Source organism: Roseateles sp. GW821-FHT02E12 (assembly GCF_059421665.1).
The window spans coordinates 357,067-380,018 of the sequence record NZ_JBWKVK010000003.1; the positions used below are offsets into that span (position 1 = coordinate 357,067).

The 22,952-nt window shown below is 70.5% G+C and carries 25 protein-coding genes; 16 read left to right on the forward strand and 9 right to left on the reverse strand.

The genetic code is table 11. From position 1 onward, the window contains the following. Window positions 1-85: 85 nt before the first annotated feature. Window positions 86-853: a PEP-CTERM sorting domain-containing protein gene (locus tag AC07V5_RS19555; protein WP_495117377.1), complete on the forward strand. Its 768-nt coding sequence runs from the start codon at window positions 86-88 to the stop codon at window positions 851-853. Window positions 854-922: 69 nt separating this feature from the next. Here AC07V5_RS19555 and AC07V5_RS19560 read toward each other — a convergent pair whose 3' ends face one another. Then, window positions 923-1,567, reverse strand: coding sequence for a TetR/AcrR family transcriptional regulator (locus AC07V5_RS19560; protein WP_495117378.1), 645 nt, complete (start codon window positions 1,565-1,567; stop codon window positions 923-925). 56 nt (window positions 1,568-1,623) lie between these two features. Here AC07V5_RS19560 and AC07V5_RS19565 point away from each other — a divergent pair, with 56 nt between their 5' ends. From AC07V5_RS19565 to AC07V5_RS19585, 5 genes are all read left to right on the forward strand, one after another. Next, entirely contained in the window at window positions 1,624-2,901 is a 1,278-nt protein-coding gene (locus tag AC07V5_RS19565) for an MFS transporter (RefSeq protein ID WP_495117379.1), read from the forward strand. Continuing rightward, window positions 2,898-3,959, forward strand: a complete 1,062-nt coding sequence (locus AC07V5_RS19570; protein WP_495117380.1) for a dipeptidase — start codon at window positions 2,898-2,900, stop codon at window positions 3,957-3,959. Before AC07V5_RS19565 ends, AC07V5_RS19570 begins: the two co-directional genes overlap by 4 nt. Next, entirely contained in the window at window positions 3,956-5,905 is a 1,950-nt protein-coding gene (locus AC07V5_RS19575; protein WP_495117381.1) for an amidohydrolase family protein, read from the forward strand. Before AC07V5_RS19570 ends, AC07V5_RS19575 begins: the two co-directional genes overlap by 4 nt. Then, a complete protein-coding gene (locus tag AC07V5_RS19580; protein WP_495117382.1) occupies window positions 5,902-6,288 on the forward strand; it encodes a RidA family protein in 387 nt (128 codons plus the stop codon). The genes AC07V5_RS19575 and AC07V5_RS19580 overlap by 4 nt, the downstream gene beginning before the upstream one ends. 124 nt (window positions 6,289-6,412) lie before the next feature. Further along, entirely contained in the window at window positions 6,413-7,507 is a 1,095-nt protein-coding gene (locus AC07V5_RS19585) for a zinc metalloprotease (RefSeq protein ID WP_495117383.1), read from the forward strand. Between the two features lie 3 nt (window positions 7,508-7,510). Here the strand turns inward: AC07V5_RS19585 and AC07V5_RS19590 are convergent, their stop codons facing one another. The 3 genes from AC07V5_RS19590 to AC07V5_RS19600 form a co-directional block, all read right to left on the reverse strand. Continuing rightward, complete coding sequence (locus AC07V5_RS19590) at window positions 7,511-8,257, reverse strand: substrate-binding periplasmic protein (protein ID WP_495117384.1); 747 nt, start codon at window positions 8,255-8,257, stop codon at window positions 7,511-7,513. A gap of 75 nt (window positions 8,258-8,332) precedes the next feature. Next, window positions 8,333-9,712, reverse strand: a complete 1,380-nt coding sequence (locus AC07V5_RS19595) for a GAF domain-containing protein (RefSeq protein WP_495117385.1) — start codon at window positions 9,710-9,712, stop codon at window positions 8,333-8,335. Continuing rightward, window positions 9,709-10,191 carry a hypothetical protein gene (locus AC07V5_RS19600; RefSeq protein ID WP_495117386.1) on the reverse strand — a complete coding sequence of 161 codons (483 nt, stop codon included), beginning with the start codon at window positions 10,189-10,191 and terminating at the stop codon, window positions 9,709-9,711. The genes AC07V5_RS19595 and AC07V5_RS19600 overlap by 4 nt, the downstream gene beginning before the upstream one ends. A gap of 239 nt (window positions 10,192-10,430) precedes the next feature. Here AC07V5_RS19600 and AC07V5_RS19605 point away from each other — a divergent pair, with 239 nt between their 5' ends. The 5 genes from AC07V5_RS19605 to AC07V5_RS19625 are packed head-to-tail and all read left to right on the forward strand — an operon-like array spanning window position 10,431 to window position 14,473. Then, entirely contained in the window at window positions 10,431-11,546 is a 1,116-nt protein-coding gene (locus AC07V5_RS19605) for a hypothetical protein (protein WP_495117387.1), read from the forward strand. A gap of 11 nt (window positions 11,547-11,557) precedes the next feature. Then, on the forward strand, window positions 11,558-11,758 hold the full coding sequence (locus AC07V5_RS19610; protein WP_495117388.1) for a hypothetical protein: 201 nt from the start codon (window positions 11,558-11,560) through the stop codon (window positions 11,756-11,758). 10 nt (window positions 11,759-11,768) lie between these two features. Next, window positions 11,769-12,704 carry a thiamine pyrophosphate-dependent dehydrogenase E1 component subunit alpha gene (locus AC07V5_RS19615; RefSeq protein WP_495117389.1) on the forward strand — a complete coding sequence of 312 codons (936 nt, stop codon included), beginning with the start codon at window positions 11,769-11,771 and terminating at the stop codon, window positions 12,702-12,704. A gap of 11 nt (window positions 12,705-12,715) precedes the next feature. Next, on the forward strand, window positions 12,716-13,687 hold the full coding sequence (locus AC07V5_RS19620; RefSeq protein WP_495117390.1) for an alpha-ketoacid dehydrogenase subunit beta: 972 nt from the start codon (window positions 12,716-12,718) through the stop codon (window positions 13,685-13,687). 27 nt (window positions 13,688-13,714) lie between these two features. Beyond that, complete coding sequence (locus AC07V5_RS19625; protein WP_495117391.1) at window positions 13,715-14,473, forward strand: PEP-CTERM sorting domain-containing protein; 759 nt, start codon at window positions 13,715-13,717, stop codon at window positions 14,471-14,473. 1 nt (window position 14,474) lies between these two features. Here AC07V5_RS19625 and AC07V5_RS19630 read toward each other — a convergent pair whose 3' ends face one another. From AC07V5_RS19630 to AC07V5_RS19650, 5 genes are read right to left on the reverse strand one after another with little or no spacing between them, the layout of a single operon-like run. Further along, window positions 14,475-15,296: an alpha/beta hydrolase gene (locus AC07V5_RS19630; RefSeq protein ID WP_495117392.1), complete on the reverse strand. Its 822-nt coding sequence runs from the start codon at window positions 15,294-15,296 to the stop codon at window positions 14,475-14,477. A 33-nt stretch (window positions 15,297-15,329) separates the two neighbouring features. Then, a complete protein-coding gene (locus tag AC07V5_RS19635) occupies window positions 15,330-15,908 on the reverse strand; it encodes an ABC-type transport auxiliary lipoprotein family protein (protein WP_495117393.1) in 579 nt (192 codons plus the stop codon). Beyond that, window positions 15,905-16,870 carry an MlaD family protein gene (locus AC07V5_RS19640; RefSeq protein WP_495117394.1) on the reverse strand — a complete coding sequence of 322 codons (966 nt, stop codon included), beginning with the start codon at window positions 16,868-16,870 and terminating at the stop codon, window positions 15,905-15,907. Before AC07V5_RS19640 ends, AC07V5_RS19635 begins: the two co-directional genes overlap by 4 nt. 5 nt (window positions 16,871-16,875) lie before the next feature. Next, a complete protein-coding gene (locus tag AC07V5_RS19645) occupies window positions 16,876-17,727 on the reverse strand; it encodes an ABC transporter ATP-binding protein (protein WP_495117395.1) in 852 nt (283 codons plus the stop codon). After that, window positions 17,728-18,903, reverse strand: coding sequence for an MlaE family ABC transporter permease (locus AC07V5_RS19650; RefSeq protein ID WP_495117396.1), 1,176 nt, complete (start codon window positions 18,901-18,903; stop codon window positions 17,728-17,730). It abuts the gene before it with no gap. 82 nt (window positions 18,904-18,985) lie between these two features. On the opposite strand from AC07V5_RS19650, the gene AC07V5_RS19655 reads away from it, so the two are divergent. Genes AC07V5_RS19655 through AC07V5_RS19675 form a run of 5 tightly spaced genes read left to right on the forward strand, consistent with a single transcriptional unit; the run spans window position 18,986 to window position 22,934 of the window. After that, window positions 18,986-19,603, forward strand: coding sequence for an RNA polymerase sigma factor (locus AC07V5_RS19655; protein ID WP_495117397.1), 618 nt, complete (start codon window positions 18,986-18,988; stop codon window positions 19,601-19,603). Next, on the forward strand, window positions 19,603-20,214 hold the full coding sequence (locus AC07V5_RS19660) for a zf-HC2 domain-containing protein (RefSeq protein ID WP_495117398.1): 612 nt from the start codon (window positions 19,603-19,605) through the stop codon (window positions 20,212-20,214). Before AC07V5_RS19655 ends, AC07V5_RS19660 begins: the two co-directional genes overlap by 1 nt. Then, entirely contained in the window at window positions 20,211-21,413 is a 1,203-nt protein-coding gene (locus AC07V5_RS19665; RefSeq protein WP_495117399.1) for a S8 family peptidase, read from the forward strand. Before AC07V5_RS19660 ends, AC07V5_RS19665 begins: the two co-directional genes overlap by 4 nt. Further along, window positions 21,413-22,120: a TorF family putative porin gene (locus AC07V5_RS19670; RefSeq protein ID WP_495117400.1), complete on the forward strand. Its 708-nt coding sequence runs from the start codon at window positions 21,413-21,415 to the stop codon at window positions 22,118-22,120. Before AC07V5_RS19665 ends, AC07V5_RS19670 begins: the two co-directional genes overlap by 1 nt. Before the next feature lie 49 nt (window positions 22,121-22,169). After that, window positions 22,170-22,934: an alpha/beta fold hydrolase gene (locus AC07V5_RS19675; protein ID WP_495117401.1), complete on the forward strand. Its 765-nt coding sequence runs from the start codon at window positions 22,170-22,172 to the stop codon at window positions 22,932-22,934. Window positions 22,935-22,952: the final 18 nt, after the last annotated feature.

Consider the following 22,952-nt stretch of genomic DNA (forward strand, 5'->3'; position numbering starts at 1 on the left):
CAACGGAAAGCGCCATTGCGACAAGCACTTGCCGCACGCGGCGTGTAAGTTGCTTTCAGCGAGGCTCCAACTGTCGGAGCGTCTCATGACTCACTTGAAGCGGATCGTCCACCAAATCATGGCCGTGTTGGTCGTCGCCTTGGTCAGCGCGGGCGCCCAGGCGGCTGCCGTCATCGTCAGCCCGGGCGTATCGCCTGCTGGGGGGTATCTGGGCCTGTCTCTGTTCGGTGTCCCTCCGCTCGCGGGCATGGGTGATGAAACCATCATCAACTTCAACGTGCCGAGCTTCAGCTTTGGTGGTCAGAGCTGGAGCCAGATCGGCGTCGTCAGCAATGGCTACATCGTCATCGGCGGTGGCACGTCGGCAGACGTCCAGTCCGTGAATACAGCCTTGCCCAGTGGGGCCGCGCCGCACAACATGCTGGCACCCTTCTGGAGCGACCTCAATCCGACTGCTGGCGGCAGCATCAGGGTCGCCGCGTTGACCGATGGCTCGGACACGTGGATCGTTGTCGATTGGGACCATGTGGCAAACGCCGATGGCTCCGGCACCAATACCTTCGAGGCCTGGATCGGCGTCAACACCGACACGCACCCGGGTGAGGACATCAGCTTTGTCTACAGCGGGGTGACGGCAGGAAGTGGCGGCCTGCTGACGGTCGGCGCTCAAGACGCCTCGGGCACGGTCGGCGATACCCGCTACTTCAACGGCGCCGGCACCGCGCCGACCAATGGCACGCAACTCGTCGTCGTTACGCGTGGCCTGCCGCTCCCCTTGCCCGAGCCTGGCTCGCTGCTGCTGGTCGCTGCAGCCCTGGTCGGCTTGGCCGCTACCCGCCGACGCGCGTTCTGAGAGCTGTGGCGCCGTGGGCGCCTTGAGAACAAGCCCCGGCGTCGCTGACGTTCGGGGCTTTTGTTTGGCTCAGCCGGCCGGCGCTGCAATGCTGCGCCAGGCCGCCTCGGCCAGCAGCCCGGCATAGGCCGTGGGTTTGGCGTGGCGCCGCCCGGCGAGCCAGCCGCGGCAGTAGGACTCCGCACCGCCCAGCACCAGCGCGGGGATGAGTTCGCTGGGCAGCTCGTTGATGAGGCCGGCGCGCACGCCTTCGGCCAGGCGGGCGTCGATGGGTGCGTAGCGCGCCTCCAGCCGTTCGCGCAGCTCGTTGCCATGCGGCCCCTGGGCGATGGTCTCGCGCGCCATGAATAGAAAAGCCGCCAGCTCGGGCTGGGCCGTCACCCAGTCCACGTAGGCCGCCACCAGCGCTGCCACCATGGCATGCGCGTCCGGCGTGGCGGCGGTGCGCTCGGCAATCGCGCGGCTCTGGTCGTCGAAGCCGGCGAAGAACAGCGCCGCGGCCACGCCCTCCTTGTTGCGGAAGTGGTGGTAGATCGTGCCCACGCTCTGGCCGCTGCCGCTGCGCAGGTCCTCGATGGTGGCGGCCTCGATGCCGGTGGCGTTGAAGCAGGTCAGCGCATGGCGCAGCACGGCGCGCCGGCTGGCGCCGCGCTCGCCGGGCCAGGCCTGCGCCAGCACGGCATCCAGGGCAGTAGAACCACGGGGCTTGTTCATTAGAACGAAATTCTAGAATCGTTTCCGACCCGGATGTCGGGTCCAACGGAGGAACGATGCGACTGCCGAATCTGCTGGCGTCCCGCAAAGGGCGCATCGCGGCGTTCTTCCTGATGTACCTGACCGAGGGCCTGCCCATCGGTTTCGCGATGACGACCGTGGCGACCCAGCTGCGCCGCCAGGGCGTGGGCACGCCCGAGATCGGCGCCTTCCTCGGCTTCGTGCTGCTGCCCTGGGCCTTCAAGTGGGCCTATGGGCCCTTCGTCGACCTGATCGCTTCGCGCCGCCTCGGGCCACGGCGCGGCTGGATCCTCTGCGCGCAGCTGATGATGGTGCTGACGCTGCTGGCGCTGACCAGCCTGGACATGTCCACTCAGCTCGGCCTCTTCACGGCGGTGCTCGTCGTGCACAACCTGTTCGGCGCCGTGCAGGACGTGGCGGTCGACGCGCTGGCCGTGACGACGCTGCCCGAGCATGAGCGCGCCTTCGCCAGCGGCATGATGTTTGGCGGCCAGTCCCTGGGCGTGCTGATCGGGGGCGGCGGTGCGCTGCTGCTGATCGGCCGCATCGGCTTCGATGCCAGCATCGTCCTGCTCGCGCTGGCCATCCTGGCGGTGATGGGCCTGGTCGTGCTGCCGATGCGCGAGGATGCGCATGCCCCGGCCGAACGCAGGTCCGCCAAGCTCTCGGTCGTGGCGCATGAGGTCGCTGCGTTCCTGCGCGAAGCGCTGCGGGCGCTGCTGGGCTCGCGCCTGGCCTTTGCCGGCCTGGTGTTCGGCCTGCTGCCCATCGCGGCGATGGCGCTGTCGCGCGGGCTGCAGGCCAACCTGGCCGTGGACTTGGGCCTGTCCAACGAGCAGATCGGCTGGCTGGCCACGGCCTCGCAGGCGGCCACGGCCGTGACCTGCATCGTGGGCGGCTGGCTGTCTGATCGCGTGAACCTGCGCCGCGCGATGGCCGTCTACGTGCTGCTGCTGAGCCTGCCGGGCGTCTACCTGATGGCCGAGCTGCAGCGCCACGGCTGGGCGCCGGGCCAGGCCGCACCGGCGGCGCTGGTGACGGCCTTCTTTGCGGCCGTCCTCGTCTACCACCTGCTGTTCGGCTTCATCTACGGCGCGCGCGTGGCCCTCTTCATGGGCATCACCCAGCCCGCCGTGGCGGCCACGCAGTTCGCGGCGTACATGGCGCTCACCAACCTGTCCATCACCTACAGCGTCGTCTGGCAGGGCTACGCCGTCAAACACTGGGGCTACGCCGCCACGCTGGGCGTGGATGCCCTGGTGGGCCTGAGCTGCCTGCTGTTGTTGCCCCTGTTGAAACCCAAATCATCATGAACCTCGTCATCAACGCCCTGGGTGTCCTCGACAACCCGAACCTGCGCCTTCAACCCAGCGCCGGCGACCGCAATGTCATGGCCTACACGAGCACCGGCCAGAACGTCGACGCTCGCTCGCTGGACGACGCCCGCGCGGCCGGCCTCACGGCCGTCAACATCACGCTGGGCCATGTGGCCGGCAGCGGCGAGCCTTTCGAGGCGACGGTGGGCGACATTGCCAGCTGGGATGCCTTCATTCGCGCCCGGCCCGCGGCGCTGCGCAAGGTGCACACGGCGGCGGACATCGACGCCGCGCATGCGGCCGGCCAGATCGGTGTCATCTACGGCTTCCAGAACACCGAGATGCTGGGCAGCAATGCCGACCGCGTCGCGCTGTTCGCCAACCTCGGCGTGCGCGTCATCCAGCTCACCTACAACGGCCGCAACGCCGTGGGCTGCGGTGCGACGGTGCCTGACGACACCGGCCTGAGCGGCTTCGGCGCCGAGATCGTCGAGCGGCTGCAGGCCGAGAGCGTGCTCGTCGACCTCAGCCACAGCAGCGAGCAGACCTGCCTGGACACGCTGCGCATCGCGCGCCGGCCGCTGGCCATCACGCACAGCGGCTGCCGCGCGGTGGCCGACCACCCGCGCAACAAGAGCGACGCCGAGCTGCGCCTGCTGGCCGACAAGGGCGGTGTCTTCGGCCTCTACTTCATGCCCTATCTGCGCCTGGCCGGCCAGCCGCTGGCGTCTGACCTGATCACGCACTTGGAGCACGCGATCCACGTCTGCGGCGAAAACCATGTCGGCCTGGGCACCGACGGCGGCACGACGGCCATCGACGACATGGCGGCCTACCGCGCCAGCCTTGCGGCCGAGACCGAGCTGCGCCGCAGCATGGGCATCGGTGCGCCGGGCGAGACGCCGGACGTGAGCCTTTTCCTACCCGACCTCTGCGGCCCGATGCAGTTCATCGAGCTGGCCCAGTTGCTGGCGGCGCGCGGCCACGGCGCGGCGCGCATCGACAAGATCCTCGGCGGCAACTTCCGCCGTGTGATGGACGAGGCCTGGCAATGAAGTCCCTCATCGTTGCTCTTGCTTTCGTCGTCGGCACTGCCTGCGCGCGCGACGACCAGGTCCAGATCCACGGCAACCCGGCCGGTACGCAGACGCTGACGAACCCCGAGCCCGGTGTCACTGCAGCCGACTACCGCTTCAATGACCGCGGTCGCGGCGACGTCATCCAGGCGCGCTGGCAGCTCGATGCGCGCGGCCTGCCGCTCAGCTACGAGGCCAAGGGCAACGACTACTGGAAAGTCGAGTTCAGCGAGCGCTTTGGCCGCGATGCTGCCGGCCTGGCGCGCTGGAGCAATCGCATCGAGACGGGCGAGACGCGCGAGTCCGGCTTCTACCTGCCCGCCAACCCACCGCCCGAGTTCATGGGTGTGCTGACGCGTGCGCTGCTGAAGGCGCCCGGCCGCAGGCTCAGGCTGCTGCCCGCCGGCGAGGCCTGGCTGGAGCAGGGCGACACGCTGGGCAAGCTGACGATGTACCGCATCAGCGGCATCGAGTTCACGCCGGTGCCCGTGTGGCTGGACGACAAGGGCGAGACGGCTGGCGTCATCGACGACTGGTTCGAGGTGCTGGAGGCGGCGACGCTGCCGGTCTTGCCCAAGCTGCAGGCCGCCCAGCAAGCCGCGGCCGAGGCCTGGCATGCGCGCCTGGCGCAGCAGCAAACGCACAGCCCCAAGGGCGCGCTGCTGATCCGCAACGCACGCCTGTTCGACCCCGTCTCCCTGAGCGCGCGGGCGGGCACCAGCGTGCTGATCCGCGGCGAGCGCATCGTGCGCGTGGGCCCCGATGCCGACGTGGATGCGCCGGCCGATGCCGAGGTGATGGACGCCGCCGGCCGCTTCCTGATGCCGGGCCTGTGGGATGTGCACCAGCATTTCGCCGACGTGCACGGCGTGTTCGACCTGATCGCCGGCGTGACGAGCGCGCGCGACATGGCCAACGACAACCTGCCCATGCTGGCGCGCGTGAAGCGCTTCGACGCCGGCACGGAGTTGGGCCCGCGTGTGACGCTCGCCGGCATCATCGAAGGCATCGGCCCGCTCGCCGGCCCGACCGACGTGAAGGTCGACACGCCCGAGAAGGCCCGCGCCGCGGTGGACTGGTACGCCGACCGCGGCTACGCCCAGGTCAAGATCTACTCGTCCTTCAGCCCGACGCTCGTGTCCACCGTGGCAGACCGCGCGCATGAACGCGGCCTGCGCGTCAGCGGCCATGTTCCGGCCTTTACTTACGCACGTGCCTTCGTCGAGGCCGGTGCCGATGAGATCCAGCACCTGAACTTCATCCTGCTGAACTTCTTCCCCGACGTTAAGGACACGCGCACCCGCGACCGCTACACGGTGCTGGCCGACCGGCTCGCGCAGTTCGACTTCAAGGACGGCCGCTTCGCCGAGTTCGTCGGCTTCCTGCGCCAGCACCAGACCGTGCTGGACCCGACCATGGTGGTGCTGGAAGGCCTGTTCTCCGGCGAGCCTGCGCTTGCCGCGCCGGCGCTGCGGCCGGTGGTGCAGCGCTTCCCGACCGTGGTGAAGCGCCGCCAGCTGTCCGGCGCCGTCGCTGTGCCCGCCGGCAAGGAGGCCATCTACGCCCAGGCTCTGCCGGGCCTGCTGCGCATGCTGAAAAGCCTGCACGATGGCGGCGTCACCATCATGCCGGGCAGCGACGGCTTCTCCGGCTACAGCCTGCACCGCGAGCTGGAGCTGTACGCGCAGGCCGGCATCGCCAACGCTGAGGTGCTGCGCATTGCCACGCTGGTGCCGGCGCGCGTGCTCGGTGTCGAGAAAGACCGCGGCACGATCACGCCGGGCAAGCTGGCCGACATGATCCTCGTCGACGGCGACCCGCTGCAGCGGATGAGCGACATCCGCCGCGTCCACCGCACCATCAAGGGCGGCCAGGTCTTCGACCCCGCTGCCCTCGAACAAGCCATGGGGATGAGCCCACGATGAGTCAGATCGAACGTTTCAACAGCGGCCAGGTCGTGCCGGCTACGGTGCCGTTTCCCGAGGGCGTGCGCGTCGGCAACATGCTCTATCTCTCCGGCCAGTTGGGCAACGTGCCGGGCCAGTTGAAGCTCGTCGATGGCGGCCTGCGCGCCGAGGCGCGGCAGACGCTGGAGAACATCCGCACCGTGCTGCGTGGCCAGGGGCTGGACCTGCAGCACCTCGTGCGCTGCACCGTCATGCTGGCCGACATGGCCGACTGGCCGGCCTTCAACGAGGTCTACCGCGAGTTCTTCGGCAGCACGCCGCTGCCGGCGCGCAGCGCGCTGGGCTGCAACGGCCTGGCGCTGGGCGCACGCGTCGAGATCGAGTGCATCGCGGCGGGCTGATGGCGGGCTGACGGCGGGCGACAACCTAGGGGTCTTCCTCAAGTTTGTTGTTGGTCCGCGGCGGCGCCCGGTTCATGCTGGTTGCACCGCTGCGATCGGCAGCACCACTCGCCGGAGGCAACCCATGGCAAGCACTCGCAAGCAGGGCGATTCGAAGCAGGTCGCGCGCCCCGCACCCAAGCCACTCTGCAGCACGCCGCCGCGCATCAAGCCGACGCTGCCGGCGCTGGTTGCCAACGACCCGCGCCGCGCACGTGCCATCCTCAACTCCGGTGGCAAGTGGCTGAACGGCACCGTCATGCACTACTGCTTCTTCAAGGGCACCTCGCGCTACGCCGTGCCCAAGAAGCAGGCCGACGCGGTGCGCGCCGCCTTCGCCGAATGGAAGGCCGTGGGTGTCGGCCTGGTGTTCCAGGAGGTGACCCAGCTCAGCGAAGCCGAGGTCCGCATCGGCTACTCCGAGGCCGAGGGCAGCTCGGCTTCCGCCGTGGGCCGCGACGTGCTGCGCGTGCCTACCAACGAGCCCACCACCGTCTACGGCTGGGACCTGACCACGACCTACGGCCGCGGCACGGCGCTGCATGAGCTGGGCCATGTGCTGGGCATGGAGCACGAGCACCAGAACCCCTTCGCTGGCATCAAGTGGCACGAGGAGGCCGTCTACACCTCGCTGGGCAAGCCGCCCAACAGCTGGACGCGTGCGACCACCTTCCACAACATCCTGGAGAAGCTCGACACCGCCCAGGTGCAGGGTTCGACCTGGGACCCCGACTCCATCATGGAGTACGAGTTCGAGCCCGGCCTGATCGACGAGCCCGAGAAATACGACGTCAACGGCCTCGTGCCGCCCGGCAAGCTGTCCAAGGCCGACAAGGCCTGGGTGCTGAAGTGGTACCCGGCGCTGGCGGCGCAGCCGCCCGTGCTGGAGGCCTTCAAGGCCGTGTCCGTGACCCTGGCAGCCGGGCAGCAGGTGGACTACCTGTTCAAGCCCACCGAGTCACGCAAGTACACCATCGCCACCAAGGGCGCGTCGGACACGCTGCTGGGCCTGTTCGAGGACGTGGCCGGCACGGCCCGCTTCCTGGCCGCCGATGACGACAGCGGCGAGGAACGCAATGCCAGCATCACCTACAAGCTCTTCGCGGGGCGGCGCTATCACGTGCGCCTGCGGCTCTACCAGCCGGGGCAGACGGGCGTGACATCGTTGATGGCCACCTGAGCTTCACTCGCGCAGCGCGGCGGCCTCGTACTGGGCCGCCAGCTGCTCCAGCTCACCGCTGTCGCGCATGCGGCGGATGACGTCGCCGATGCGCGGGGCGAGGTCCTTGTGGCGGATGTGCAGGTAGTGGTGGAGGTCGAAGCGCGCAAGGTCGGGTGAGGTGTCCAGTTCCTTGACACCCAGGCTGGCCATGGCCGACTGGGCCGACAGCGTGGTGGAGATCGCAACGTCGAGCCGCCCGGCCACCAGCATGCGAAAGAGTTGAGGTGGGCTCTGCGTCAGCGTCAGCGCGGGATGGTTCTCGGTCAGCTCCTGCACGTAGACCATGCCGCGGATGGACCCCACCGAGTAGTGCCGCAGATCGTCGCGTGTCTGCACGCTGGCACTGCGTGCGGGTAGCGAATAGGCACGCACGCTGACGCGGTAGAAGCTCGGGTCCACGCGCACCAGCTGAGGGTAGATCTGGCCATAGCTCGCGATGCGGATCAGCTCGCCGTCGGCCTTGTCGGACAGCGTCATCAGGCTGGCACGCGGCGGTGGCAGCACGTCGATCTGCAGGCTCAGGCCGGCGCGGCGGTAGATCTCGGTCAACAGCCGGGCTGCCACGGCACTGCCGCCGGTCTTGTTGACCGCCGTGACGACAAGGGTCTCCAGCGCCAAGGCCCGGGGTGCGGCCAAGCTGACCAGTGCGGCGGCGAGCAGCCGGCGCCTGGTGGCGGCTTGCGCAGGCCCTGTGCGAGCCAAGTCCATGTCCCACCCCCTGGTGGCGAGCGCGCTGATGGCGCTCTGCCGCGAAGTTAGCGCACGGAGGGCCGGTCGCGCAAGCTAACTCTCTGTCGCCAGGCTCAGCGGGCCATCGGCCACGAGCCGGTACTGGCCTCGCCCGGCGCGCTCGATGTGCAGGCCGAAGTCGCGTTCGGCCAGGCGGCGCTCCAGCAGCAGCAGGCGCACGCCGAGGTTGTCCTGCACCTCGGGCAGGCGCAGGTCGCCGCCGGCCAGGCGCAGCTCGCGCGTGCTGAAGGCCTCGCGGCCGGTGTCGATCTGGTCGCGCACGAGCTTGGCGATGATGGCGCCGGCCACGCCCTTGATGAGGTATTGGTCGTTGACGAAGACGCTGTGGTCGCGCGGGTAGTGGCGCACGCGCAGTGCACTGCCAGCTGCATGCCCGGCCGCAGGAGGCGCAGCCACCGGCTCTTCCACCAGCTCCGCCGTGCGCAGCGACGCCATCCCTTGCGCAAGCTGGGCGCAGACGGCCGTCAGCGCGTCCTCGTCGTCATAGCTGAAGAACTGGTCGTTCTCGCTCTCCACCAGCAGCGCGCCCACCGTGCGTCCGCGTGCGCGCAGCGGCACGGCGAGCTGGCTGCGCGGCGCGGCCAGGCCGGGCAGGGGGATGGTGTCGGCCATGGCTGCCTGCAGGCCCAGTTGCTCGGCCTTGGCGCGCCAGGACATGCCGTAGCTGTACATCTGGCTCATGTGGCCGATGCGGATGGGCACGTTCTCGCGCAGCGCAACACCCGCGAGGCCGGCCTCGACAAGCGGCAGCTCGGCGCCGCTGCCGGCCTGCTCGTAGCCGATGCTGGCGAGCGTGTAGAGGCCCTGGCGCTGCTCGTCCAGCAACCAGACGATGGCGTGCGTGATGCGCAGCTCGCGCTGCAGGCCATCGGTGAAGGCCTGCAGCAGGCTGCGCAGGTCGGCAGCCTCGGCCAGCTGCTCGCTCAAGTGCCGCACACCTGCGGCGAGGTCGCAGCGCGGCGTCAGCCCTGGCAGCGGATGCACGGGGTCGAGCTTGCGCAGGGACTCGACGCGGTAGACGTCGGCGCCGCGCAGGTGGAAGACCTTCTCCATGCCGGTCTGCGCGGCGATACCGGCGAGCTTGGCGCGCAGGCGCTCGAACACCGGGCCTTCGGTGTCGGTGCGCTCATAGCGCAGCTGCAGCAGCACCGAGACGCCGGTGATCGGGTCCTCCACGCTCAGCGCCACACGGCCGGTGGCCAGCACGTTGGCGCGGCTGCGGTTGAGGAACTGGTAGGTCAGCGCGACATGCTCGTCGTCGATGTACTCGGCGTGCGACAGGTAGTTGACGTGTGGCATGCCGTCTGCCGCCACCGTGCACATGGCCGGCGGGATGACGCCTTCGAGCAGGCGGCGCACGTCGCGCAGCTTGAGCGCCCGGCGCTCGGCTTGGGGAGTTGTCGTGTCGTTCATGGCATCAAGTCCACGGCTTGGCCGGCGCCGGGGCCGGGGGTCTGGTCCCAGGCGCCGCTGGGCGTGAAGCGAACGCCGGCCAGGCGCTGCACGTCCAGGTCGTACCAGATCGCCATGATGGATTCGCGCGTGAAGCCGTAGGGCGCCACCTGGGCGATGAAGCGTTCCCGGCAGCGCTCGAACAGCGGGGTGTGAGCGGTGGTTGCGGCAAAGACCTCGGCGTCCAGGCCTTTCACGTGCAGCGTGCGGTGGCTGCCCGGCTGCGCGGCCACGTAGGCGATGCGGCCGCTGGCCTGCGCGGCGGCCAGCAGGCTCTGGCCGATGTCGGCCGCCAGCAGCACCTCGACGCGGCCATCGGCCAGCACCTGCGCGGCCAGCCCGCGGCAAATCTCGGGCTGGCCGTCGGCATGGCTGCTGCCAAGACGGTGCGAGACGCCGCTCTCCAGGTGGGCGGCCCAGTCGGGCGGGAGTTGGGGCAAGGTGGGGCAGTGAGTGGGGCGGCTCCGAATGATAGGCAGACCGCGGCATGCGGCGGGGTTAGCAAAGACTTAACAAGCACTTAGCCGACTCCTAGCAGCGCGCCGGGCTCGGGCCCACCAAAGTACAGCCCATGCCGGAATGACACCGGCGCCACCGCCGAACCCCCAAAGCCCACGACAGGCCGGAGCCCATTGCGCCCCGGCGTGGCGGAGCCTTGGCCCAAACCTGAGAACCCGCCATGAATCCTTGTCCCGCAACGAACGCCTGGCCAGTGGCCGCGCCGCTGCTGCTGCTGGCGTTGCTTGCGCTGCTAGTGGCCGCCGGCGCCGTGCGTGCGGAGTCCAACTGCTGGGCAGCCTCGGTGGCCGAACCCATCACCAACGACGGCCTGCGTGTCGACCACCCGTCGCTGCGCCCGCTGCATGCGGCCATGGACCGCTTCGAGGCCCAGGCCCGCCACAACCCCGGCCTGCTGGCGCTGCCCGATGTGCGATTGCGCATGACCCGCCAGGTGATGGACTCCGACGAGCCCGGTCGCCGCCCGCGCGAGGCCGTCCTGCACGCCCAGGGCTTCGGGCCCAAGACCTGGACAGGCCAGGGTTGCGACATCCACACCCAGGCCGCTGAGCGCATCGGCCCCCGCGCCGGCTTCAGCGTCTTCATCAACTCGCCGCTGACGACGCTGAACCGCTGGGCCCATGACGAGCAGCTCAGCGCCTACCTCGAAGGCGAGCGCGGCGACCCTATGCAGGGCTGGCCGGTCTTCCGCGGCTGCGCCGTCATCGCGTCCGAGCGCCGCCTGCCCTGGGTGCCCGTCACGGTCGGCGAGATGCTGGCCTACTTCGAGCGCGAGCAGCAGCGCAAGCTCGTTGACTGGGACCGCCGCCACGAGCGCGCGTTGCAGCCCTTCGATCTGGCCGCCGCCGAGCGCAAGGCCGAGCAGGTTCGCGCGCAGAACGCCAAGGCGGCCGACGCCCTGTTGCTGGCAGCCCGCCAGCGCAAGGAGGGTGAGACCAGCCACCACACCCAGTTGGTGCGTGGCCGCCAGAGCCTTGTCGACGAGCTGAACGAGCTGCGCGCCACGCGGGCCACGATGGACGCAGCGCAGCTCGCCGAGCCCTACCGCCTGGGCAACGGCCGCCACCGCCTGCCCGGGCCGGGCGATGCGGGCCGGCCGCTGAAGCGCCTCGTCAAGCTCGACCCCGCCTTCCCTTGGGACGGCCACAACCGCAGCCGCGTCCAGCTGCTGACCGTCTGCGCCAGCAGCCATCCCAACAACCCCGCCTACGCCCAACCGATGCGCGACGCCGTCGCCGCGCTGGATTTGGCCGCTCTCGCCACGCTGCTGAACTGAAGGACCGCGTTATGACCCACCCGCTCATCACCCCGCCGCGCGCCGATGCCGCGCCCGTCTCACCCGCTGCGCGCCGCGATGCCGCCGCACCACGCCTGGCCGAGCCGGCGCCGCTGCGTGGCCCGGCGCCCCGCAGCAATGTCTTCTGCACGCTGGACCCGTCCACCTGCTTCGGCCTCCCCCAGGGCTCGGCCGGCAGCCTGGCCGGCTGAGGCGGGCGCCATGCACGAGGTCTCCACCGCCGCTGCGCTGGCCCGCCTGGACGCCATGCTGCTCATCCGCGCCTACGAGCAGCAGCTCGCCACCACCACCTCGCCCAGCCAACCCGGCACCTGCACCTCGGTGGGCCAGGAGGCCTGCGCTGTTGGCGTCGTCGGCGCGCTTCGGGCCCAGGACCGGCTGCTGACCCACCACCGCAGCGCCGGCCACCTGCTGGCGCGCGGTGCCGACCCCGAGCGCCTGTTCGCCGAGGTGCTGGGCCGTGCCACGGGCTACTGCGGCGGGCATTCGGGTGCGCTGCACATTTCCATCAAATCGCTGGGCGTGGTGCTGACGCCCACCAGCGTTGGCGGCGGGCTGTCGCTGGCGCCGGGCGTGGCGCTGGCGCAAAAGCTGGGGGCACAGCCCGAGGGCATCACGGCCGTCTTCTTCGGCGATGGCGCGGCCTGCCAGGGCATCTTTCACGAGGCCGTGAACCTGGCCGTCACGTGGCGGCTGCCGCTGCTGTTCGTCTGCGAGAACAACCAGTGGCAGGCTTATGTGCACCGCCGCGAAACCATGCCCTGCGAGCACGTGGCCGACTGGATGCAGGGCCATGGCCTGGTGGCCGAGGTGGTGGACGGCAACGACGTGGAGGCCGTGCACGCCAGCGCGCTGCGGGCCGTGGCCGCCATCCGCGCCAGCGGCCGGCCGCGCCTGCTGGAGCTGACGACTTACCGCCAGCGCGGCCATTTGGAGCCTGACGACCAGGCCTATGTCTGCACCGCCGAGCACGCGCAATGGCTGGCGCGCGACCCCATCCAGCGCCAGGCACGCCACCTCATCGAGCAAGGCCTGCTCGACGCCGACGGCCTGGCCCGGCGCGAGGCCCAGGTGCGCGAACGCATCACCCAAGCCCATGCCGCAGCCCTTGCGGCGCCCTGGCCCCAGGTGGCCTGAAGGGGAACGACATGCAGATGAACTGCCAGCAAGCATTGATCGCGGCCTTGCACCGCGAGATGGCGGCCGACGAGCGCGTGATCTTCCTCGGCGCAGGCGTGGCCACGCAGAACCCCGGGCTGCTGGCCGCCTTCGGCGCCGAGCGCGTGCGCAACACGCCGCTGGCCGAGGCCAGCATCGTCGGCTGTGCCGTGGGCGCCGCGGCCATGGGTCTGCGCCCGGTCGTGGACCTGCTGTGCTCGCCCTTCCTGATGCTGGCCATGGATGCCCTCGTGAACAGCGCTGGCAAGCTGGGCGCCCTGAGTGGCGGCCAGTTCGAGTTCCCGCTCGTGCTGCTGGCCCAGGCCGGCGCCGGCCGCACCGCCGGCGGCCACCACCACCACAACCTCGAAGCGCTGTTCGTGCACGTGCCGGGCCTGCAGGTGCTGATGCCCAGCACGCCGGCCGACGCCGCTGGCCTGCTGGGCAGCGCGCTGCAGGAGCCCCGGCCCAGCCTGCTGTTCAGCGACACCGCGCTGCTGCATCAACCCGGCGAGGTGCCTGATGGAGAACATCGCCTGCCGCTTGGCCGCGCCGCGCTGCGCCGCCGCGGCGACGCGCTGACGCTGGTGGGCTACGGCAAGACGGTGGGCCACTGTCTTGCCGCCGCGCAGACCTTGCAGGCCGAAGGGCTGGAGGCCGAGGTCATCGACCTGCGCAGCCTCAAGCCGCTGGACGCGGCCACGGTGCTCGCGTCGGTGCGCAAGACCGGCCGGCTGCTGTGCGTGACCGAGGCCAGCGGCCTGTGCGGCCTGGCCGCCGAGCTGTGTGCCGTCGTGGCTGAGCAGTCTTGGGGCCGGTTGAAAGCGCCGCCCCAGCGCCTGACCGGCCCCGACCACCCGGCCCTGGCCAGCTGGCCCCTGAAACAGGCGGCCGTGCCCCAGCCCGACCAGATCGCAGCGCGCGCGCGGGCCCTGCTGCAAGACCTTCCGCTGATCCCTTGAACTTCCCTTTTTGAACCGGAGAACGCAATGAACAAGACCTCGATCACCCTCGCGCTGGCCCTGGCCAGCGCCACCCTGCTGGCCGTGGCGCCGGCCCAGGCCGCCACGCCGAACTACGGTAGCTATGCCGGCACCACGGGCGGCGTCCGCAGCGGCGGCGAAGGCAGTTTCTCGGCCATGGCCAACACGCCGTCGTACTACAAGTACTCCTACGCCTGGGCCATGGCGGGGTTGGGCGACGGCACCCTGCATGCGGCGTCCAGCGCCACGCCGTGCCCGGGCTGCCACGCCCAGACGGGCGCCAACTCGGTGGCCCGCTACTGGGACACGGTGACCTTCCACAACGGCCAGAACCTTGGCCTGGCCCAGCTCAGCGTCAGCATCGATGGCACGCTGACTCCCGGGAACTCTCAGGCCTCGGCGCGCTTCTACGTCGGCTATGCCCATGCCGACTTCCTCAATCGCCTGGATGTCTACGCGCCGTCGATGACGCTGCATTCGGGCACCACGGTGCTGGGCGACGACCTGGCCATCCCGCTGGGCGACACCCAGGTCTTCATCTTTGCTGAGCTCTACACCTCGGCCGTGGCGCTGCCCTATGCCGGCAGCCCGAACGCCAGCGCCGACTTCGGCAACACGCTGCACTTCAACTGGACCCTGCCGGCAGGCGTGACCACCAGCTCAGCCTCCGGCCAGTTCATGACCTCGGCCGTGCCCGAGCCGGGCAGCGCGCTGCTGTTGGCCTGTGGCCTGGCCGGCCTGCTGTTGCTTCGCCGCCGCACCTGAATCAGCGCAGCGCCGCGAGGGCCGCGGCCACCACCTGCCGGTAGTCCGGCAACTGCTGCAGATCGTTGTGGCCGCCGCCGGCGATGCGCGCCAGCCGCGCTTGCGGTGCCGCAGCCTGCAGCTTGCCGCTCTCGCCGAAGGGAATGACCTCGTCGTGGTCGCCATGCACCAGCAGCAGCGCGCTGCGCAGGCGGGGCACGGCCAGGTCGGTTCGCAGCGGGTAGCGCACGGCCTGCGGTGGCAGCCAGGGGTAGTGCTCGCGCGCCAGGCCGACGATGCTGGCGTAAGGCGACACGAGCACCGTCAGGTCGGGCTGCACGGTGGTGGCCAGCTCGGCCGCCAGGCCCGTGCCCAGCGACCGCCCGTAGATGACGATGCGCTTGCCGGCATAGCGCGGCGCGATGTCGCGCCAGACGTCGGCCACGTCGGCATGCAACTGGGCCTCGCTCTCGATGCGGCCCGTGCTCTTGCCGAAGCCGCGGTAGTCGGGCATGACGAGGTCGAAGCCGGCGCGGCGGTAGAAGTCCGTGTTGGTGAACCAGGTCTGCAGATTGCCCGCATTGCCGTGCAGGAAAAAGACGACGCCGCGCGGCTCGGGCAGGCGCAGCTCCAGCACCGACAGCCGTGCGCCGGGCACGTCGACGAAGCGCTCGTGCACATCGGGCTCGGTGGCCAGGCGAGCGTCCGCCGGCAGCGGCTCGGGATGAAAGAGCAGGCTCTCCTGCTTCAACCACAGCGCCGCCGTTGCGGCCGACCAGGCCACCGTGGGCAACAGCACCCCGGCCAGGGCGAGGCGGGTCCAGAAACGTCGGGAGGGCTTCATCGTTGCAGCTACGCGGCCGGCCGCACCGCGGATTCAGCGGCAGGCCGAGGCCGCCAGCCAGCTGGCGAGCTGGGGCAGCACGTCGTCCACGGCTTGCGCCAGCGCGTGCACCGCGCCCGGTGCGTCGGGCGTGGCGGCGGGGCGTTCGAGCCGCCAGTGCTGCTGCAGGGCCGGGCCGCTCGCGCCTGCCGGCCACAGCGTGGCATGCAGGCGCAGCACGACCTGGCTGCTCGTCGCGCTGGTGAAGACCTGTTCGAACTCGTCGAGGTTCACGGCCAGCAGCGCCGCGGGCCGGCCGGCGCAAGCTGGCGGCGTGGCGAGCTGTTCGCGCAGGCGTTGCGTCAGCAGCGCGGCGGGCGGCGCAGCCCAGAGGCTGTCCCGGTAGTGCTCCAGGCGCTGGGCCTGCTGGAAGGCGAGGCGGTAGGCGATGCCATCGCCGCCGAGCGACGGGGCGGCGGTCACGTCGGCCACGCGCCAGGCGATGGCGCCGCCGGGGGTGGCCACCGAGGGAGCGGGCCCGAGGTCGTAGACGGCCCGGGCGGGCGCTGTCGGGGCCAGGGAACAGGCGCTCAGCAACAGGGCGGCGGCGAGCAGGGTGAGGCTGGATCTCATTTGGTGCCCGTCTTCAGTCGCTCTGCAAAGCCGGCCTCGCCGGGCCCGGGTGGCTGGGCGCCGCGGCCGAAGAGCAGGCTTTGCGGCTGGTCGCCCAGGTCGTTGGCGGCGCGCTCCACGCTGCGGCTGGCGGCCGAGATGTCGGCCAGCACGGGGCGCGAGCGGGGCGGTGTGTCGCCCACCAGCGCGAGTTCGAGGTTGCGGCTGGTGGCCTGCACCTGGGCGGCGGCGGCGTCCAGGCGCTCCAACACGGCGACGCGCGACCTCAGCTCCTGCGCGAGTTGCTGGCCGTCGGCCGCCAGGGCCTCGATGCGCTTCAGCGCGGCATCGGCGCGCTGGGTGGCGGCGTCGGCATCCTTGAGCAGGCCGGGCAGTTCGCGCGCGCCGGGCTGCAGCGCAGCCATCAGCCGGCTGGTGTCGCCGGCAGCCTGCTGCAATTCGGCCAGCGTGCGGCCGAGCTGCGCGCGGTTGTCGTCGCTGAGCAGGGCGTTCAGCCGCACGGCTGTTTCGGCAAAGCCGGCAACGAGGCCGGGGCCGCTCTCGGCCAGGCGGTCCAGCAGCGTGGGCCGCAGCGCCAGGCGGGCGCCCGGCGCGGCGCGCTGCAGCGTGCCCTTGGGGTCGGCTTCCTCCAGGCCGACGAAGGACAGGCCGGTGACGCCCTGCAGGCCGAGCTGGGCATAGGTGGTGGCCGACACGGGTGCGGCCGCGTCGACGGCGATGCCGACGAGGATCTGGCGCGGGTCGGTCGCGTCGAAGGCGATGCTCTCGACATAGCCGACCTCCACGCCGCGCAGCTTGACGGGCGCCTTCAGGTTCAGCCCCGGCACGCCGGTGCGCGCGACGACGGTGTAGCGCACGCGCTCGGTGCGGTCACCCTGGAACCAGGCGACGCTGGCCGCGAGCGCGAGGCTGAGCAGCAGCAAAAAGAGGCCGGCGGCGAGGGCGTGGGCTTTGTTTTCCATAGGCTCTAAACGTTGGCTTCCTCGCGCAAGACCGCAGGCACGCCGCCATCGTCGCTGGTGTCATCGAGGCTGAGGCGGAAGCGCCTCACATCCTCCTCCGCGCAACGCTCGACATGGCCGAGGAAGAAGTTGCGCACGAAGTGATGCGGCAGCCGCGCGACCTCGGCCAGCGGGCCGCAGGCAATGATGTGCTGGTCGGCCAGCACGGCAACGCGGTCGACGACGGCGAAGAGGGTGTCCACGTCATGCGTGACCATGACGACGGTCAGCCCCAGCTCCTGGCGGAGGCGCCGCAGCAGCTTGACGAACTGCTTGGCGCTGTCCGGGTCCAGGCCGGCGGTGGGCTCGTCCAGGAAGAGCAGCTGCGGGTCGAGGATGAGGGCCCGCGCCAGCGACACGCGCTTGACCATGCCGCCCGACAGCTCGGCCGGGCGCTTCAGTGCGTCTTCGGGCTTGAGGCCAACCTGGGCCAGCTTGAGCATGACCAGCGGTTTGACCAGATCGGGCGGCACGCTTTTCAACTCACGCAGCGGCAGCGCGACGTTGTCGAACACGCTCAGCGCCGAGAACAGCGCGCCGGCCTGGAACAGCACGCCCCAGCGGTAGCGCACGCGCTCCAGGTCGCGCGCGGCGCAGCGGCCCAGCGGGTGGCCGAAGATCTTCACGCTGCCGGCCTGCGGCACCTCCAGGCCGAGCAGCAGGCGCAGCAGCGTCGTCTTGCCAGAACCCGAGCCACCGATGAGGGCCACCACCTCGCCGCGATGCACGGTCAGGTTGAGGTTGCGGTGGATGACGTGGCCATCGAAGGCCGTCGTCACGTTGTCGACTTCGATGATGGGTTCAGGCTTGTCGCTCATTCAGATACCCACCTCGGAGAAGAGCACCGCAAAGATCGCATCCACGACGATGACCAGCGTGATGGCCGTGACCACCGACTGCGTGACGGCCTGGCCCAGGCTCTCGGTGTTGGGCTTCACGCGCAGCCCGAAATGGCAGGCCAGCAGCGCGATCAGGCCGCCGAAGATGATGGACTTGCTCCAGCCCAGCCAGAGGTTGGCCGGCTCGATGACGGTGGGCAGGATGTGCAGGAACTGCAGCGGGTCCAGCCCCAGTTGCGCGCGGGCGGCCGCCATGCCGCCCAGCAGCATCAGGCCGCTCGTCCACAGCGCCACCAGCGGCAGGGAGATGGCCAGCGCCACCACCTTGGGCAGCACCAGGCGCACCGTGTGCGAGATGCCCATGACGGACAGCGCATCCAGCTCCTGGGTCACGCGCATGACGCCGATCTGCGCCGTCATCGCCGAGCCCGAGCGGCCGGCCACGATGATGGCCGCCAGCAGCGGCCCCAGCTCGCGCATCACGGCCAGGCCGAGGATGTTGATGACGAAGATGTCGGCGCCGTAGGTCTTGAGCTGCTTGGAGATCAGGTAGGACAGCGTCAGCCCCACCAGGAAGCCCACCAGCGCCGTGATCGGCAGCGCCTGGGCACCGGTGCGAAAGACATTGGCCGAGATTTCACGCCAGCCGATCAGCGAGGGGTGGCGCAGCACGTGGATGAAGTCCAGCAGCAGGCGGCCGACGAGGGCGACGATGTCGACGCCGTGGCGAGCGAAGGCCAGCAGCTTCAGGCTGGCCAGCTCCAGCCCGGGGCCGATGCGGCGCTTGCGCTTGGGCAGGGCGCCGGGCTGCATGAACTGCGAGAACAGCGTCACGTGCTCGGGCAGCCACAGCAGCCGGCCGGGGGGTTTCAGGCCCCAACCCTGCCACAGCGTCAGCGCGCCGGCGGTGTCCAGCCGGCCCAGGGCCCGCAAATCCCACAGCGCGTCCGGCGTGTCGGCCACGGCGGCGGCAATGCGCTGGCGGAACTCGACATAGCGCTCGCGCAGGGCCAGCACCGTCCAGTCGCCGCTGACCCGCCATTCCCGGGCGCCGCCGGCCTCCAGCCGGGGCGGGGTGTCGGCGCTGGCCTCGGACGGCTCGCCTGCCCAGTCCGGGGTTCGGGTTTGCAGGGGCAGGGCGCCAGCGTCGCTCATGGGTGCAACGATAGCGCCCCTGGCTAACATCGGTTTGAACCTTCTTGCGCCCGGCAGGTACACACGCGCAACCAAGGACCCCATGTTGAAGTGGCTCAACGTCAGAAAAAAGCGCGAGGACGCCCCGGCGGATGGCCGCGGGCCGGCTGCCGAGTGCCTGGAACTGGCGCTGCTGGACGGCGTCAAGCGTGGCCAGCGGGCTGAATTCGACGCCCTGTACCGCCTCTACTACCCGCGGTTGTCGCGCTTTCTGGGGCACATGATGCGCCAGGCTGACGCCCTGGAAGAGGTGCTGAACGACACCATGATGGTGGTCTGGCAGCGCGCCGACAGCTTCGACGGGCGCAGCAAGCTGTCGACCTGGATCTTCGGCATCGCCTACCGCAAGGCGCTGAAGGCGCTGAGCCGGCAGGACCTGGCCGTGGACGCCGAAGCGGTGGACGAGCCGGCCGACACCGGCCCCGGGCCGGAGCAGCGGCTGGGCCTGGAGCAGCTGCGCGGGCGGCTGCGGGGAGCGATGGCGGACCTGTCGCCCGAGCACCGGGCCGTCGTGGAGCTCTGCTATTTCCACGACATGGCCTATGCCGAGATCGCCGAAGTGGTCGGCTGCCCGGCAGAGACCGTGAAGACGCGGATGTTTTACGCGCGGCGCCGCCTGCGCTTGTTGCTCGACGATCTCGCCGGGCACGGAGAACTGTGATGAGTGTGGTTGTCCCGATGGAACATGACGAGCATGCTGCCGTGCAAGCCTTGCTGCCCTGGTACGCACGCGGCCAGCTGGGCGAGAGCGAAACGGGCCAGGTGCAGCACCATCTGCTGCATTGCCAGGCCTGCCGCAACGAGCTGGCCGCCGAGCAGCCCATGCAGACGCTGCTGAGCGTGGCCGGCGCGCTGCCCGAGGGCGGTGACGTGGAGGCGGGCCTGGCCAGGATGCATGCGCTGATGGACCCGCCCAAGCGCAAGGCTGCCGCCGCGCCGCGCTGGGTTCCCTGGGCCCTGGGCCTGCAAGGCGCCGCCGTTGCGCTGTTGCTGGTGCTTTTGCTGATGCCGCACCCGAGCGAGCCGGCTTATCAGGGCCTGTCGGCTGCCGGTAGTGCGCCGGTGGTGGCGGACGCCCTGGTGATGTTCAAGCCCGGCACCACCGAGAAGGCGGTGCGCGAGTTGTTGCAGGCCAAGAACGCAGGTGTCGTTGCCGGGCCGACCGAGACCGGCGCCTGGCTGCTGCGCGTCGACGCCCGCGGCCTGGCGGCCTTGCGCACGGCGCCCATCGTCGCGATGGCCGAGCCGCTGCAACCGGGGCCGGCGCGATGAAGGTCTGGCTGAGCCTGTTGGCGCTGCTGTTGAGCTGTTTCGGCAGCCCGGCGCTCGCCCAGGCCGAGGAGGCCCAGCGCCAGGTCCTCGTGATGCTGCAACTGCCCAAGGCCCACTACCGGCCTGATGGCAGCTATGCCGGCACCTACGGCGAAGGCGTGGGCCGGCAGTCACGCCAGCAGACAGCCGAGGCGCTGGCCCAGGCGCACAAGCTGGAGATGCGCAGCGAATGGGCCATGCCGCTGGCTGGTGTGGACTGCTTCGTCATGCGGCTGCCCGAGGGCGATGGGCGGACATCCGCTGAAGCCGCCCGCGCCGTGGCCGAGGACCGGCGCGTGGCCTGGGCCCAGCCCGTCGGCCTTTACCGTGGCCAGGGCAGTGAGCAGGAGCCCCTTTACGCGGCCCAACCGGCTGCGCGGCAGTGGCATCTGGCCGAGCTGCACAAGCTGGCCACGGGCCGCGGGGTGCGCGTGGCCGTCGTCGACAGCGGCGTCGAGGCTCAGCACCCGGACCTGGCCGGCCAGGTCGTCTTCAACCAGAACTTCGTCGACGACCGCCCGCCGCCGGCCGAGGGCCATGGCACGGCGGTGGCCGGCATCATCGCGGCGCGGGCCGACAACGGCGCGGGCATTGCCGGCATCGCGCCGCAGGCCCGGCTGCTGGCCCTGCGCGCCTGCTGGCAGGCACCGCAGGAGCAGACCCTGTGCACCAGCCTCGGCCTGGCCAAGGCTTTGTACGCGGCCATCCAGCAAGGCGCCCACATCATCAACATGAGCCTGGGCGGGCCGGACGACAGGCTGCTGGCCCTGCTGCTGGACCAGGCACAGGCGCGCGGTGCCAGCGTCGTCGCGGCATTGCCGAGCAGCGGCGGGCCGTTCCCGGCCAATCACCCGGGCGTGCTCGTCGTCGGCAGTGCGCCGCCGCTGCCCACGGGCGCCGTGATCGCGCCGGGGCGCGACGTGCCGAGCACGGCCGCGGGCGGCGGCTGGTCGGTGGTGTCGGGGTCGTCCTTCGCGGCCGCGCATGCCGCGGGGTTGCTGGCGCTGGTGCGTGAACTCGATGGCACGCAGGGAACGCTCGCCCTGAAGACGGCCCTCGTCACCGCGGCCCAGGGCCGCATCGACAGCTGCGCGACGCTGGCCCGCCATGCCGGCACGCGTGGCCCGAATTGCAAGGCGCTGGGGCAAACTCCGGACTGATGCCTCTCCCGAGCCTGGCCCGATTGACGACGTTGATCGCCGCACTGCTGGCCGGCGCGGCCGACGTGCGCGCGGATGTTGGCGGCACGCTGTCCGTGCAGACGGATGCGCGTGAGCGCGGCATGTCGTACAGCAGCAATCGGCCGAGTGCCCAGCTTGGCCTGGCCTGGGACGGCAACGCCGGCTGGTATGCCGGCGCGCAGCTGGCACATGCCCGCTTCACCCAGCGCCGTGGCGCCACGCTGCAGGTCTACGGCGGCCGTGTCATCGAGCTGGCGCCGGGCCTGGACGGCGAGGCCGGCATCGTGGCCCACGCCTACGAGAACGTGTCGAGCTACGACTATCAGGAGGTCTATGCCGGCCTGATGGGTGAGCGCTGGAATCTGCGCGCCTATGTGTCGCCCGACTACTACGGCATCGGCCAGCGCAGCCTCTACGCGGAGTTCAACCTGCGCTGGCCGCTGGTGCCGGGCGTGGCGGCGTTAGGCCATGTCGGCCTGCTGCATGGCTGGGGAGGGCAGGTCTCGCCCTATGCCGATCTGCGTGGCGCGACACGCCTGGACCTGCGCCTGGGCGCTTCCTGGCAACTGGGCGCGAGCAGCGATCTGCAACTCGCCTGGATGGCAGCCGGCCGCGGCGGGCCCTACACCTGGACGGATGCGACACGCCGCCGCACGGTGGTGCTGAGCTTGACCACAGCCTTCTGATTGACGGGGTCGGGCGCCTGGCATCGAATCCACCTTCTGGGAGGACGGCATGGCGCATATCGAACGCGACGGCTACCGCATCGCTTACGAAGTCCACGGCACGGGGCGGCCCGTGCTGCTGTTGCATGGCGTGACGGTCAGCTTTGCCGGCAACTTCGGCGCCTGGGGTTGGATCGAGCGCCTGACGCGTGCCGGCTGCCAGGTCATCGGTATGGACTTCCGCGGCCATGGCCGCAGCGACAAGCCCCACGACCCTGCGGCCTACGGCACCGAAGCTTTGGCTGGCGACGCGCTGGCCCTGCTCGATCATCTGGGCCATGACCAGGCCTCGCTTGTCGGCTATTCGCTAGGCAGCGTCATCGCCCTCGATCTGCTGCGGCGCACGCCCGATCGCTTCGGTCCCAGCGTGTTGATCGCCACCGGCGACGGCCTGATCGGCCTCCCGCCCTACACGATCGATGTCGTGGGCTTGCAGCTCCAGCAGGCCCTGGCGCGCGAGAGCTTCCCGGCCGACCTGCCCACGCATGTGTCGACCTACTGGACGTTCGCCGTCAAGGTGGGTGGCGATCGCGTCGCGGCGCTGGCGGCATTGCAGGCGTCCTACCCGGCTTGCCCGCCCGAGGCGCTGCGGTCCGTGACCGCGCCGGTCTTGGTGGTCAGCGGCGAACTCGACCCCGTCCTCGGCCGCGGGCCGCACCTCGCGCAGAGCCTGCCGCTCGGGCGTTATGTCGAGATCCCGGGCGCGAACCACTTCGAACTCTGCAGCCACGACGGCGCCCTGACGGAGATCGAACGCTTCCTCGGCTCTCCCTAGCTTCATCGCACCTTGAAC